The 14,845-nt window shown below is 40.1% G+C and carries 15 protein-coding genes; all 15 read left to right on the forward strand.

Annotation, left to right across the window (positions count from 1 at the left end; genetic code table 11):
* Window positions 1-123: 123 nt before the first annotated feature.
* The 15 genes from ACH0CI_RS17855 to ACH0CI_RS17925 all read left to right on the forward strand — a co-directional run bounded on the left by ACH0CI_RS17855 (window position 124) and on the right by ACH0CI_RS17925 (window position 14,832).
* Window positions 124-1,242 (forward strand): NAD(P)/FAD-dependent oxidoreductase, encoded by a 1,119-nt coding sequence (locus ACH0CI_RS17855; protein ID WP_406901978.1) that lies wholly within the window; start codon window positions 124-126, stop codon window positions 1,240-1,242.
* Between the two features lie 73 nt (window positions 1,243-1,315).
* A complete protein-coding gene (locus tag ACH0CI_RS17860; RefSeq protein ID WP_028413353.1) occupies window positions 1,316-1,630 on the forward strand; it encodes a YckD family protein in 315 nt (104 codons plus the stop codon).
* Between the two features lie 161 nt (window positions 1,631-1,791).
* Window positions 1,792-3,516 (forward strand): PAS domain-containing sensor histidine kinase, encoded by a 1,725-nt coding sequence (locus ACH0CI_RS17865; RefSeq protein ID WP_335707808.1) that lies wholly within the window; start codon window positions 1,792-1,794, stop codon window positions 3,514-3,516.
* An 86-nt stretch (window positions 3,517-3,602) separates the two neighbouring features.
* Entirely contained in the window at window positions 3,603-3,866 is a 264-nt protein-coding gene (locus tag ACH0CI_RS17870) for a DUF1292 domain-containing protein (RefSeq protein WP_013057050.1), read from the forward strand.
* Between the two features lie 151 nt (window positions 3,867-4,017).
* Window positions 4,018-5,262, forward strand: a complete 1,245-nt coding sequence (locus ACH0CI_RS17875) for an acyl-CoA dehydrogenase (protein ID WP_406901979.1) — start codon at window positions 4,018-4,020, stop codon at window positions 5,260-5,262.
* Window positions 5,240-6,013, forward strand: a complete 774-nt coding sequence (locus tag ACH0CI_RS17880) for an SDR family oxidoreductase (protein WP_033578975.1) — start codon at window positions 5,240-5,242, stop codon at window positions 6,011-6,013. Before ACH0CI_RS17875 ends, ACH0CI_RS17880 begins: the two co-directional genes overlap by 23 nt.
* A 19-nt stretch (window positions 6,014-6,032) precedes the next feature.
* A complete protein-coding gene (locus ACH0CI_RS17885) occupies window positions 6,033-7,649 on the forward strand; it encodes a long-chain-fatty-acid--CoA ligase (protein WP_406901982.1) in 1,617 nt (538 codons plus the stop codon).
* Between the two features lie 90 nt (window positions 7,650-7,739).
* Window positions 7,740-8,306, forward strand: coding sequence for a TetR/AcrR family transcriptional regulator (locus tag ACH0CI_RS17890; protein ID WP_028413348.1), 567 nt, complete (start codon window positions 7,740-7,742; stop codon window positions 8,304-8,306).
* Window positions 8,307-8,386: 80 nt separating this feature from the next.
* Entirely contained in the window at window positions 8,387-9,271 is an 885-nt protein-coding gene (locus ACH0CI_RS17895) for a 3-hydroxyacyl-CoA dehydrogenase family protein (protein ID WP_406901984.1), read from the forward strand.
* Window positions 9,268-10,050, forward strand: a complete 783-nt coding sequence (locus ACH0CI_RS17900) for an enoyl-CoA hydratase (protein WP_335707912.1) — start codon at window positions 9,268-9,270, stop codon at window positions 10,048-10,050. Before ACH0CI_RS17895 ends, ACH0CI_RS17900 begins: the two co-directional genes overlap by 4 nt.
* 14 nt (window positions 10,051-10,064) lie before the next feature.
* Entirely contained in the window at window positions 10,065-10,466 is a 402-nt protein-coding gene (locus ACH0CI_RS17905; RefSeq protein WP_013057057.1) for an acyl-CoA thioesterase, read from the forward strand.
* A gap of 25 nt (window positions 10,467-10,491) precedes the next feature.
* Window positions 10,492-11,550: a phosphotransferase family protein gene (locus tag ACH0CI_RS17910; RefSeq protein ID WP_406901987.1), complete on the forward strand. Its 1,059-nt coding sequence runs from the start codon at window positions 10,492-10,494 to the stop codon at window positions 11,548-11,550.
* On the forward strand, window positions 11,547-12,290 hold the full coding sequence (locus ACH0CI_RS17915) for a 2-phosphosulfolactate phosphatase (RefSeq protein WP_406901988.1): 744 nt from the start codon (window positions 11,547-11,549) through the stop codon (window positions 12,288-12,290). The genes ACH0CI_RS17910 and ACH0CI_RS17915 overlap by 4 nt, the downstream gene beginning before the upstream one ends.
* Window positions 12,278-14,056 (forward strand): acyl-CoA dehydrogenase family protein, encoded by a 1,779-nt coding sequence (locus tag ACH0CI_RS17920; RefSeq protein ID WP_335707909.1) that lies wholly within the window; start codon window positions 12,278-12,280, stop codon window positions 14,054-14,056. Before ACH0CI_RS17915 ends, ACH0CI_RS17920 begins: the two co-directional genes overlap by 13 nt.
* A gap of 14 nt (window positions 14,057-14,070) precedes the next feature.
* Window positions 14,071-14,832 (forward strand): SDR family NAD(P)-dependent oxidoreductase, encoded by a 762-nt coding sequence (locus ACH0CI_RS17925; protein WP_335707915.1) that lies wholly within the window; start codon window positions 14,071-14,073, stop codon window positions 14,830-14,832.
* The last annotated feature ends 13 nt before the right edge of the window (window positions 14,833-14,845 follow it).

The raw sequence follows: 14,845 nt of genomic DNA on the forward strand, positions 1-14,845 counted from the left end.
GTCAGCAAGGCTTAAAAATAAGCTTAAAATAGCTTCGCCTAGTATGTGACTTCTTTTTTTGCTATGCTAAAATTGCATACATATAGCATGAGAATACTAGAAGAAAGAAAAGGGTGTTTTGGTATGAAAACATACATCGTAGTTGGAGCTGGGGTACTTGGAGCTTCTACGGCATATCATTTAGCAAAAGCAGGAGCAGATGTGACATTGATAGATCGCAAGGATGCTGGTCAAGCTACTGATGCAGCAGCAGGAATTGTTTGTCCATGGCTTTCGCAGCGTCGAAATAAAGCATGGTACCGCTTAGCAAAAGGCGGCGCCAAGTACTATCAAACATTAATTCAGCAATTAGAAGAAGATGGAGAAACAGATACGGGATATAAGCGAGTAGGAGCAATTAGCTTACATACTGATGACCAAAAGCTTCAAAAAATGGAAGAACGAGCATATAAGCGTCGTGAAGAAGCTCCCGAAATAGGCGAGATTACACGTTTATCCGCTAAAGAAACACAGTCTTTGTTTCCGGTTCTTTCAGAAGAATACAGTTCAGTTCATATTAGTGGAGCCGCTCGCGTTAACGGAAGAGCTCTTCGAAACGCACTTGTGAATGCAGCGAAGAAAAACGGTGCAAGAATAATAGAAGGAAACGCAGAACTACTTTATGAAAATAATCAAGTAACGGGCGTTGCCGTAAATGGACAAACCCTCCTAGCAAGTACAACAATCGTGACAGCAGGAGCGTGGGCAAATCAATTACTAGAGCCTCTTGGAGTGAAATTTTTAGCAAGCTTTCAAAAAGCGCAAATTGTCCACTTGCATCTTCCTGATTTAGATACAAAAGACTGGCCCGTTGTAATGCCTCCAAGCGACCAATATATTCTTTCGTTTGAACAAGGTCAAATTGTCATAGGAGCAACACATGAAAACGACACGGGTTATGACTTGAGAGTAACGGCTGGGGGGCTTCATGAAATTTTTTCAAAGGCCTTATTAATTGCTCCTGGCTTAACAGAAAGCACAGTCTTAGAAACAAGGGTAGGGTTTCGACCATTTACTCCAGGCTTCTTGCCAGTCATCGGGGCTCTTCCAGCTTACGAAGGAATACTAGTAGCGAATGGTCTCGGAGCTTCAGGCTTAACGTCGGGTCCTTATCTTGGTTCAGAGCTTGCTAAATTAGCACTTGAAATGGAAATGGAAATTGATCTTAGCGATTATGATGTAAGAGGAGCTATTGAGTCCTAAGCAAATAGAATGAATGAAAACAAATAGAAGTTCGCAAACTATAACTACTATATGATGAAAGGAAGTAGATTGTTTGCGAAAGGTTATGATAAGTGCAGCAGCAGCTTTTTTATTTATGAGCGGGACGCCTGTATTAGCGGAAAACAATCCTCAGCCAGAAACAAAAGACGTGCAGCTGACGTCTCAGCAAAAGCAGGAATTATCCGTTCTGTACAAAGAAATGTTCGAAAAAAAGAAAGAAATACTTTCAAAATATGTGGAGTACGGCGTGCTAAGCAAAACGGAGAGTCAAAACATTTCTTCACATATGGAAAATCGCTATCAGCATATGGAGAAAAATGGGTTTGTTCCGAAGCGGCACTGTCATAAAATGCATCATTCAAAGTAATTCCTATTCACATAAAAAAGCGCCTATACAGGCGCTTTTTTTATGTGAATGAATGGAAAATATCTGCTTCTTTATCTAGTAAATTTTAAACGCCTCATGTAAAATTAAGAGAATGAGAACGATTAGGAAAGATGCTAGTGAGGGGTAGGTAAATATGAACGATGAACGAAAATAAAAAAATAGTCCGATTACATGCAGAAAATCATTCAGCTGAGGATCTAGGAATCATATTTGCTTACAAACAAAAAGGTGACCATCTTGTTTACAGTATGTATCAAGGAGAAAGCGTTTCTGAGCAAAAAATACCTCTAGAAGAATGGGTCTCGTATGAGCATTTTTTCGAAGCGCTAAATAAAAAGAAAAAGCTTATGTACGAGCTTCAAATAAATGATAAACGCTATGTAGTAAACTTAACCCCTTTATCTTACACAGAAAAACCTGAAATTATGGGACATTGCGTGAACATAACTAGTTATCAGGAGAAAAAAGAACAGATTCAGCCTTTTATTTATCATAACGCAGATGCTGTTGCTATCGTTGACTTAGAGGGTAAAACGCTTCAAGTGAACCCTGCGTTTGAGAATACATTCGGCTGGACGTTTGAAGAAATTTATCAAAAGCCTCTTCCGATTATACCTTCGTTTTTAAAGGAGCCCGTGTGCGAACTTCATAAGACTATTCAATCAGGGGAATCGAAAACGGAATTTGAGACGGTCAGACAGCATAAAGACGGGCATTTAATTAATGTAAGCGTCACACTATTTCGCGTTGAAAATATGAATGATTGGCCGTTATGCATTGCGTTTGTCTATCGAGATATAACATCGCGCAAGCAGGATGAGACGGCTTTAAAAGAAAGCGAACAGCGCTACCGAAGTTTGATTGAGTTATCCCCGGAAGCAATTATCGTTCATAGTGAAGGTAAAATTGATTATATCAACCCTGCAGGAGCTAAAGCACTAGGATACAAGAATCCTCAAGATGTATTAGGAGCTTGTGTTTATCAGTTTGTTCACCCTGATTACTATGATGTTGTAAAACAGCGAATTTATCGAATGAAAACAGAAAATAAATCTGTGGATCTGCAGGAAGAAAAGTTTATTCATAAAGACGGTCATACGATTGATGCCGAAACCATTGCCTTTCCTATTCCGTATATGGGAAAGCAGGCCATTCAAGTTTTGTTTCGTGATATTACAGAACGTAAAAAAACTGAAAAATTGCTGCGTGAATCCGCTCAGCTTTCCTTAGTCGGACAGTTAGCAGCGGGTATCGCTCACGAAATCAGAAACCCTCTAACAGCGGTAAAAGGATTTATGCAGTTATTAGAAGAAACGAGCGGTCAGCCTTACTATGTAGAAATGATAAATCATGAGTTAGATAGAATCGAATTGATTGCCGACGAGTTCTTGAGTCTTGCAAAGCCTCAGGCGAAAACCTACAAAGACAAACACGTCCAAGATATCTTAGAGAACACGTTAAAGCTAGCTGAGGTGCAGGGGATTACAGAGAAAATTCACGTAAAAAAAGAGATTGATCTTCATCTTCCTCTCGTATTATGCGAAGAAAACCAGTTAAAACAGGTCTTTAGCAATATATTTAAAAATGCCGTCGAATCTATGCCAAGTGGAGGAACTGTAACGATTCAACTAAAAAGATTTAATCAGGAGAACCTTGTTGTCCGGTTTAGCGACGAGGGGCCAGGCATCACGCAGGAACGAATGCAGCATTTAGGAAAACCTTTTTATAGTACGAAAGAGAAAGGAACGGGGCTTGGACTGATGGTGTGCTATAAGATCATTCGAGAACATAGAGGAGAAATTAACTTTGTAAGTGAACTTGGAAAAGGAACTACCGTAGACATTCTTTTGCCTTTTAAAAAGTAAATTCTACTTTTATAAGCATGAAACCTTTTCTAAAGGGGAATACATGTTAGTGAACGAATAATGAGGTTAAAATAGGAGGGAATACGATGGAACGTATTGAAACGGGAGAGATTTTTACAATTTTAGATGAAAATGATCAAGAGCAAGATATTGAAGTGCTTGGAAAAATGACGATTGAAGGCCACGATTATATTGCCGTTGCGTTTGTGGAAGAAGTTTTAATTGAAACAGAAGAAGAAATTGATGTTTTCTTTTTAAAAATTGAAGATGATGGTGAATGGTCTTCAATTGAAGATGATGATGAGTTTGAAAAAGTATCAGCCGTATTTGAGGAAATGACATCCGCGTAAAAAGAGAGGTTACAACCTCTCTTTTTTTATTTATAAATAATATAATATTTAGAATTTTTCTAAAAATATCTTGCTGAATTATTTCCCTTCATTTATGATGAATATGTAACATACCAACCGGTTAGTAAGTAAATGAAAGCGAGGGACTACCGTGTATTTTTTTTACTCTGACAAAGTAGTGAAGCTGCAAAAAGAATTGAGCTCTTTTATGGAAGATCATATTTATCCAAATGAACGGCTATACGAACAACAGCTGAATGAACAGCCATCTAGATGGTCAGCTGTTCCTCCAATCATGGAAGAGTTAAAAGAAAAAGCAAAGCGAGCTGGGCTATGGAACTTATTTTTGCCAGAAAGCGAATACGGAGCAGGTCTAACAAATGTAGAATACGCTCCTCTTTGCGAAATTATGGGCCGTTCTATTATTGGACCAGAAGCTTTTAACTGCGGAGCTCCTGACACTGGCAATATGGAAGTGCTGGTTCGATACGGAACGCCTGAACAGAAAGAAAAATGGCTAAAGTCTCTGTTAAATGGAGACATTCGCTCCTGCTTTTCTATGACAGAACCGGATGTAGGTTCTTCTGATGCCACAAACATTCAGTGCAGTATTGTAAGAGAAGGCGATGAATATGTAATCAATGGAAGAAAATGGTGGTCTTCAGGTGCGGGAGATCCTCGCTGCAAAATTGCTATTGTGATGGGAAAAAGTGATTTTACCGCATCTAAATATGAACAGCAGTCTATGATTCTAGTTCCATTAAATACTCCGGGAGTTAAAATTGAACGAATGCTGCCAGTCTTTGGATACGATCACGCTCCTCATGGACACGCTGAAATTCATTATGACAATGTGCGTGTGCCAGCATCCAATATGCTTTTAGGCGAAGGAAAAGGGTTTGCTATTGCTCAAGGCAGATTAGGGCCTGGACGTATTCATCACTGCATGCGTCTAATAGGAGCAGCTGAAAGAGCGCTTGAAGAATTATGTAAGCGTATTCAAAGTCGTTCTACATTTAATAAGTTGCTTTCCCAGCAAGGGGTTATTCAAGAATGGGTGGCAGAATCGCGTATTGAAATTGAGCAAGCTCGCTTATTAACATTAAAAGCTGCTTATATGATGGACACAGTTGGGAACAAAAAAGCGCGAAAAGAAATTGCCATGATTAAAGTAATAGCTCCTGCTATGGCTTTAAAAGTCATTGATCGCGCCATTCAAGCATTTGGAGGAGCAGGTGTTTCAGAAGACACGCCGCTTGCGGCACTTTGGGCAAATGCCCGCACTTTGCGCCTTGCCGATGGTCCAGACGAAGTGCACAAAGCACAGCTTGCAAGACTTGAGCTAAAACCCTATCAAGAACAGGAGGCAACCTATGCACATAAAGGATCTGTTTGATTTAACTGGAAAGACAGCTATTATTACCGGAGGAGGCAGAGGATTAGGAGAGCAAATGGCAGAAGGGCTTGCAGAGGCAGGGGCAAATATTGTTCTATGCTCAAGAAAAAAAGAAGCATGTCAGCAAGTGGCTGATCGATTGGCCACCATGGGCGTAAAAACCCTCGCTTTAGCATGCGATATCAGTCAGCCTGAAGATATTAAAAATGTCGTGCATCAAACGATTGAAACATTTGGACGCATCGATATTTTAATTAACAACAGCGGAGCTACGTGGGGAGCTTCGGCTGAAGAAATGCCTCTTGAAGCATGGCAAAAAGTGATGAATATTAATGTGACGGGCACGTTTTTAATGTCACAAGAAGCTGGAAAAGAAATGATTAAACAAAAAGCTGGTAAGATTATTAACATTGCTTCAATTGCGGGTCTTGGAGGAACGGACCCTCAGTATATGGATACAATCGGGTACAACACGAGTAAAGGAGCGGTCATTACGTTCACGAAAGATTTAGCTGTCAAATGGGGACAGCATAATATTCAAGTTAATGCAATTGCGCCGGGATTTTTTCCTACTAAAATGTCAGGTGCGATTATGGAACAAGGAAAAGATTATTTTCTAAGTCAAACCCCTTTAAAACGCTTTGGCTCCGAAGCTGATTTAAAAGGAGCGGCTGTTTTTCTTGCTTCTGCAGCGTCTAATTACATTACCGGCGATATTCTGACGGTAGACGGTGGAGTTCATGCTATGTGAATAAGAAAGGAGTTACTCAATGGAAGACGTTAAAAAATGGTTTACACCTTATCCAGAAGCCTACACTCATGACATTCACATCGAAGATATTTCACTATTTGATATGCTGAAAGAAACAGCCGAACGTTATCCTGCTCACACGGCCACGCGCATGTATCAGCATACGTTAACGTACCAGGAGCTGTACCACTCAGTTCGCGTATTTGCAGGAGCACTGCAGAAAAAAGGGATTAAAAAAGGAGATCGTGTAGCAATTATGCTGCCAAATTGTCCGCAATATATAATAAGCTATTTTGGCATTGTAGCAGCGGGCGGCATTGTCACTCAGGTCAACCCCATGCTTGTCGAACAAGAACTAGAGCATATTTTACACGATTCCGGCGCAAAAAAAATAATTCTACTCGATGATTTTTATACGAGACTTCAAGAGATAAGGAATCGTATTGAGATAGAAGAAGCGATAACCGTCAGCTTGCAAAAACCGTTTGTTCCTACATCACCAGACCTTTCCTTCTTAGATTTTCTAACCATTAAGCATGAATTTAATCAGCCGGTCATCCATCCAGCACACGATATTGCTGTTCTTCAGTATACGGGAGGAACGACCGGACCATCTAAAGGTGCGATGCTTACACATACAAACATTTACACAAACGCAGTTCAATCATACGAAATATTTAAGCATGATATTGAATTAGGAAAAGAAAAATGCTTAACCGTTATTCCATTGTTTCACGTATTTGGCATGACTTCCTGTATGCATTTATCAATTCTTTGCGGAAATGAAATATTGCTATTGCCGCGTTTTGATTTAGAAGAAGTACTAAATACAATCAAAAAAGAGCAGCCTAGTATTTTTCCTGGAGTGCCAACTATGTATGTCGCGATTACCAATCATCCGCGGGCAGAAGAATACAATATCGAAAGTATTCGCATCTGCAACAGCGGCAGTGCGCCAATGCCTGTTGAGCTGATGAAAGAGTTCGAACGAAAAACGGATGCTAAAGTGTTAGAAGGGTACGGCTTATCAGAAGCGTCCCCCGTTACCCATTGCAACCTGCCGTTTTGTGAACGAAAGCCAGGCACAGTCGGACTTGGCGTTCCGCAAACTGCTTATAAAATTGTAGACGTGCCTACAGGAACAAAAGAACTGCCAAGAGGAGAGCTTGGAGAAATAGTGATTAAAGGCCCTCAAGTTATGAAGGGCTATTGGAATCATCCTGAAGAAACAGCTCACGCGCTTAGAAACGGCTGGCTGTACACAGGAGATATTGGACAGATAGACGAAGATGGGTATTTATCCATTGTTGATCGCAAAAAAGATATCATTATTGCGAGTGGTTTTAATGTGTATCCTCGAGATATTGAAGAAGTTTTATATGAGCACAGCCACATTAAAGAAGCCGTTGTCATTGGCGTTCCGCATCCTTACAGAGGAGAAACAATTAAAGCGATTTTGGTAGTGAAAGAAGGAAAATCTCTTTCTGAAGAAGAGCTTACTTCTTATTGTCGACATCATCTTGCAGCTTACAAAATTCCGCGAATCTTTGAGTTTCGCGCTGAGCTTCCTAAGACCAATGTAGGGAAAATTTTACGAAGAGCACTGCGAGAAGAAGTGGTGAAAGAAACGATGTAAAGAAGCTGAACATAAACAAACTTTTTCAAAAGCTCCCTCTAAGCCATGGTATAATTTGTGAAAATGAGAAAAGACAGAGAGGGTTTGACGATGAAAGATTTGATGATGGAACGAAGCATTCAGCTTTTTGCTCAAAAAGGTTTCAAAGAAACGTCTATTCAAGATATTGTAAATGAATTAAACGTCACAAAAGGAACGTTTTATTATTATTTTAAAAGCAAGCAAGAGCTTTTAATGGATATTCACCTTCAATATATTGAAAGATTAATAGAAAACCAAGAGACGATTCTTGCAGATAAGACAATATCTTATCCTGAAAAGCTGCACAGCATTATTTTTAAACTTGTTCATGATATTGAGAAAGAAGGTCTTCGAGCTAAAGTGTTTTTTCGAGAGATGCGTCATTTGAGTGAAGAACACTTACAGCAAATCATTCCAAAGCGCGATCGTTTTAAAGAAAACGTACAGGAAATTATTGAAAAAGGAATGGAAGCAGGGCAGTTCCGTTCAGATTTGCCTTCAGATATCGTGACGCTAGGCATATTAGGAATGACAAATTGGAGCTATTTTTGGTTTCAGCCGGATGGTGAAAAGTCAGATCGAGAAGTTGCGGCTATTTTTTATAAGATGTTGATGAAAGGTATTCAGTCACAGTAGCTGCTAGGCTGGACAGTGCTCGTAAAAGGTGGGAAAGTATAAGCTCTTTCTCTCCTTTTATATTAAAAGGAGGCTCTAACATGAATAGTAAAGATATACAGCGTATTGCTGTCATTGGCGCAGGACAAATGGGACATCAAATTGGTATGCTTTGTGCACTTGGAGGATATGAAACAATTATTCAAGATATGAATGAACAATCACTCATCGAGGCGAAAAATAAGCTGGAAGCAATTATAGACAAGTGGATTCACAAAGGCAAAATTTCCTCTGATGCTAAAGAAGCCGCATTTCAAAGGTTGTCTTTTACAAGCACATTAAAGGAAGCGGTTTCAAGTGCTGATTTTGTGATTGAAGCTGTTGTAGAAAAGTTAGATGTAAAACAAAGCGTCTTTAAAGAAATAGATGAGTACGCACCAAGTCACGCCATTTTAGCATCGAATAGTTCAACAATTGTTAACTCGCTTATTGCAAGTGCAACAAACCGTCCAGAGCAAATCGTTAACATGCATTTCTTTTTTCCTCCTCTTGTAATGGACTGCGTAGAAGTTGTGATGAGTGAAAAGACAAGTGAACAAACAGCTCAAACGACAATGGAAGTTTGCAAGCAAATTAATCGCACAGCAGTCCTTCTGAAAAAAGAAATCTCAGGTTTTATTGCCAATCGAATTTTAGGAGCGCTGCAAAAAGAAGCCGTTTTCCTTTACGAAAATGGATACGCAGATTTTGAAGACATTGATACGATTTGCAAAAAAGCGCTCAATCACCCGATCGGTCCTTTTGAATTGATGGATCTCTCAGGAATTGACGTCGGATATTTTGTGATGCAGCAGCGCTATAGCGAAACAGGGGACCCTGAGGACAAGCCAGCTGCGTGCATAGAAGAAAAAGTTCAAAAAGGCGAGCTTGGACGCAAAACAGGAAAAGGTTTTTACACATACCACACACAGGGAATGAAGCAATGATGAAAAAATTTGTACGTATTCAAAAAGAAGAGAAAACAGCTATTGTAACCATTGATAATCCGCCTTTAAATGTAATGAGCCAGGCTGTTGTGCAGCAGCTTGAAGAAACGTATGAAGAGCTTAGTAAAGATCCTGATGTCATTACAATCATTTTAACGGGAGCGGGCGACCGGGCGTTTATGGCTGGAGCTGATATTAAAGAGTTTCCACAGCTAATGGGACAAAGCGGTATTAAAGAAGAGTTTATGAAAACCCATCGTGTTTTGCAAAAACTTGAAAACATTGAAAAACCAACAATTGTCGTGTTAAACGGTTTAACGTTTGGGGGAGGGTGCGAACTTTCACTAACCGCTGATATACGCATTGCCGAAGAACATGCTCAAATCGGTCTTCCGGAAGTGAAGCTCGGATTGTTTCCCGGAGGAGGCGGAACTCAGCGTCTTCCGCGCGTAATCGGCGCATCTAAAGCTAAAGAATGGATGTTTGCCGGCAGTCCTGTTTCGGCGGAAGAAGCACTTCATGCAGGCTTTGCCAATCATGTAACGCCTAAAGGAAAAGGGCTCGAAAAAGCAAAAGAGCTGGCTAAGAAATTTAACCGTCACTCTCTTCCGTCACTTTCTCGAATTAAGGCAGCGGTAAACGAAGGAATGAATCGTACACTATCTGAAGGTCTTGAACTTGAGGCAGAGCTGTTTGAAGAAGTCTTTCAAACAGAAGATATTAAAGAAGGAGTATCAGCATTTATTGAAAAGCGTCCCGCTGTTTTTTCACATAAGTAAAGGAGGAGAAAACCATGTATGAAACACAGGTCAAAGTGCGTTTTTGCGAAACAGACGCACTCGGTCACATTAACAATACCAGCTATTTCATTTATTTAGAAGAGGCACGCATTGCTTTTTTTGAAGAAATGGGAGCATCCATGCATACAGAAAAGTGGGAGTATATTTTAGCGTCTACTAAATGTGATTTTGTTGCGCAAGGATATTTTAATCAAGTGTTAATGATTAAAACCTTTGTATCTAATGTCGGCAATAAAAGCTTTACAATTGGTCATGAAATTACCGACAGCAAGACGGGATCATTGATTGCCAAAGGAGAAGCTGTCATCGTGTACTTTGATTTTGATGCACAAAAAAGCGTTTCTATTCCAGCAGATATTAAGCAGTTTTTGATGAATTATAAAGTAGCTGTTTAACTACAAAAAAGCAGGTGGTAAAAGAATGTCACAAATCATTCCTGTACGAAAAGGAGAGGAATTAAACACGGAAAAACTGCATCAGTTTCTCCGTGTTTCGATTCCTGATTTACCTAAAGAGCCTCTTTTAATCAAGCAATTTGGATCGGGTGCGTCCAATTTAACCTACGCTCTTTCAGTCGGAGAGTGGGAGGCTGTGTTGAGACGCCCTCCCTTTGGGCCAGTTGCCCCAAAAGCGCATGACATGCAAAGAGAATACAAGATTTTATCTGTTTTATCGAAATCTTTCCCTCTCGCTCCTAGGCCTAATGTGTTTTGTGAAGATGAAACGGTGGTCGGGAAACCCTTTTTTTTAATGGAGCGAAAGCACGGTGTTCTCATCGACACAGCGTTTCCAGAAGACGTGAAAGGAACTAGCGAACTTTGCCGTTGTATTTCAGAACAAATGGTGGATGTCCTCGTTCAGCTTCATGATGTTCCTTATAAAGGTACGCTCCTTGAAGAAATCAGCAAGCCTGAAGGTTTTTTAGAACGTCAAGTACACGGCTGGATTCATCGTTATGAAAAATCAAAAACAAGTGACATACCGGAAGTAGAAGCACTAAAGAAATGGTTGACCACACACATCCCCACTTCACAGCATTCAACCATTATTCACTATGATTATAAGCTTAACAATACGTTATTTTCACCGGATGGAAATAAAATTGTAGGATTATTTGACTGGGAAATGACAACCGTTGGAGACCCGCTTGCTGATTTGGGAGTGGCGATGAGCTATTGGATGGAAGACAGCGACCCTGAACTTTTAAAAAGAGGATTGGGGAACCCACCTGTTACTGTGCAAAAAAGCTTTTATTCCCGTCGAGATTTTGTGGAAGCGTATGCTAAAAAAAGCGGACGAGATGTGTCACACATTGACTTTTACCTGAAGTTTGCGTACTTCAAACTTGCTGTCATTTGTCAGCAAATTTATTACCGTTATAAAAAAGGCCAAACAAATGACAAACGGTTTTCACAATTTGGAGAGTATGTAAAAACGCTGATTATTCATGCTCTGCATACAGAACGCAGGCATATATGAAAAGAAAAGTTCACGTAATACTCAAAAAAGAAGAGCTTCTTGCCAAAAAGCTAGAAGGAAAAACGGTCGTTATATTTGACATCTTATTGGCTACTTCAACAATTGCGGCTGCTTTACAACAAGGAGCAATAGAGGTTATTCCCGTAAAAAACGAAGAAGAAGCGCGCAATAAAGCAAAAACGTATAAGCCTGACGAAATTGCGCTTGTAGGCGAATATAGAGGGAAAACGATTGAAGGCTTTTTTGATCCAAGCCCCAGCACGATAAAGCAGCATGTTCAAGATAAAACGGTTATTTTGTCCACCACTAATGGAACGGTGGCCATTCATAACGCTGAAAAAGCAAAATATGTCTATGCAGCTTCACTGTTAAACGGAGAAGCGGTTGCCAGTGCTGTTTGTCAACCAAGTCAAGATGAAACTGTTTTATTGGTTTGTTCAGGTTCATCCGATCGCTTCTGTCTAGAAGATTTATATGGAGCGGGGTACTTTATAAGCTGTCTTCTGCAACTAAAAACATTTTATTTAACGGATGCTGCAAAAGCCGCACTGCTTTTGTATAAGGCTTATGAGCATTCATCTGTTGAAATATTGAAACACTCAGCCGTAGGAGAAATGCTCACTCAGTATGGCTTTCTAGACGAAATTGGCTTTGTAAGCCGGAAAAACGTCTATTCTGTAGTTCCTAAGGTAGTGAAGAAAAAGCTAGTAAACGGGGAGGAAATGATATGTCTGAAATGAAAACCGAAGCAAAAGGCGGATCATTTTTACTTAAAAAAACATCGGCGCAGCACGTCTATACACCTGAAGACTTAACGGATGAGCATCGTATGATCGCTCAGACAGCAAAGCAGTTTATTGAAAAAGAAGTCGACCCTTACCACAGTGACATTGAGCAGCAAGATTTTGATAAAGTAGTAGAATTGATGCACAAAGCAGGCAAACTCGGACTTCTTGCTCACAGTATTCCAGAAGCATATGGAGGACTAGGTCTTGATAAAGTAAGCAAAGGACTCGTCGGTGAAATCATCGGCCGGACAAGCGGATATGGAGTCGCTCATTCTAATCATACATGCATTGCGACACTTCCTATTACGTATTTTGGTACCAAAAAGCAAAAAGAAAAATACTTGCCCAAATTAGCAAGCGGTGAATATATTGGCGCCTACTGTTTGACAGAGCCAGAAGCTGGTTCTGATGCTCTTGCAGCCCAAACAAAAGCCGTATTAAATCCTGAAAAAACGCATTATGTATTAAATGGAACGAAGCAGTACATTACCAATGCTGCCTTTTCAGATACGTTCATCACATATGCAAAAGTAGACGGAGAACATTTTACCGCTTTTATTGTAGAAAAAGATTTTGAAGGACTGTCTCTCGGGCCAGAAGAAAAGAAAATGGGGATTAAAGGGTCGTCTACTCGCCCGGTTATTTATGAAGATTGTTTAGTACCCGTAGAAAACGTACTTGGACAAGTAGGAAGAGGTCACTTAATTGCGCTGAACGTCTTAAACCTTGGACGTTTTAACTTAGGTTCTGCATGTATGGGCGCAGCAAAATATGCGTTTGAACTTGCTTTAGGTTATACAAAAGAACGCAAGCAGTTTAAAACAGCTATTGCGGAATTTAACGCTTCAAAAGAAAAAATAGCAAAAATGGCGGCTCGTATTTTTGCATCTGAATCTATCCAGTACCGTACAGCTGGTTTACTAGAAGAGGCGCTTGGTGGACTATATGAAAGTGAAAATCATAAGTTAGTAGCTAAACAGCTGGCTGAATTTGCAATGGAATGTTCAGTGTGTAAAGTGTATGGATCGGAAACTCTTGATTTAATTGCCGATGAATCGCTGCAGCTTCATGGCGGAGCAGGATTTATTCAAGAATATAAAATTGAACAAGTATACCGTGACTCACGCATCAATCGTATTTTTGAAGGTACAAATGAAATCAACCGCCTTTTGCTTCCAACTCAGCTTCTAAAAAAAGCAGGCAAAGGAGAAATAGAGCTGAACAAACAAGTAGAACATGCCGTTAGTGAATTGATGAGCGGTCAGTGGGAAATATCTTCAAATGAACTTCTAGCACGAGAAAAGCAGGCTGTTATTACAACAAGGCATTTATTTCTTGCATTGCTAGGAACAGCATTCCAAACGTTTCAGACAAATCTAGCGCAAGAACAAGAAACGCTGATGAAATTAGCAGAAATTGCTATTGGGCTATTCGCTATGGAGTCATCTGTGCTGCGCGTGGAAAAAGCTGTAACCAGAAATGGAGAAGAAAAAGAAACGTTAAAAAGCAAGCTCACAGCAACAGTTGTTAGTGAAACGCTCTTTGAAATTGAAAAGCAGGCTCGACAATTAATAAACGGGATGTTAACGGATGAAAAACACCGACAGTACCGCACAATTCTTGGAAAATGGATGAATGATTTGCAAAGTGAAGGAGAGTTCATGCGCAATCGAGACATCGCCCGTGAATTTATCGACAGCGGACGATATGTTGTATAAGGAGGGGTATTATGATGCGTTTTGAAGGGCAAATAGCTGTTATTACAGGAGCTGGAAGTGGCATTGGAGAAGCGACCGCTCAAAGAATGGCGAAAGAAGGCGCTCGCGTCATTCTTGTGGGGCGAACGAAAGAAAAACTAATACAGGCTGCATCCGCTATTGACACACGGTGTGAACGAAAATGTACAGATATTTTCCCAGCTGACGTAACGAAAGAAGAAGACGTCAAAGAGCTTGCTGAGTTTATAAAAGAAAAGTACGGACAAATTCATTTATTAATTAATAACGCAGGCGGATCTGTTAATTCCACAATCAAAGAAACAACGCTTGAACAGTGGAAACAGGTGCAGGACGTCAATTTAACAAGCGTATTTCTTGTAACAAAACATTTGATTCCTTTTTTAACTGAAGAAATAGCAGAAAATCGCTCTATTGTTAACATCGCTTCTCTTTCAGGACATAAAGCAGGTGCGCAAATCCCCCACTATAGCGCTGCTAAAGCTGCTTTAATCAACTTTACAAAAGCAATGGCATTTGAATTAGCACCTCACGGAATCAGAGTAAACTCTGTGTCTCCTGGATTCGTAGAAACACCTTTAACACAGCCTGGACTTGAAAATGAGCGCTTCACTAAGGCAATCGAAAAAAATACGGCTTTAAAACGTGTAGGTAAACCAGGTGAAATTGCAAATGTTATTGCTTTTGCAGCGTCTAAAGAGGCATCGTATATGACGGGAAGTGATTTATTAGTAGACGGCGGGTGGCTTATCGTTTAATACAAAGCAAAGA

This window comes from Priestia sp. 179-F W1.4 NHS, from assembly GCF_045369295.1.
GTDB lineage: Bacteria > Bacillota > Bacilli > Bacillales > Bacillaceae_H > Priestia > Priestia zanthoxyli.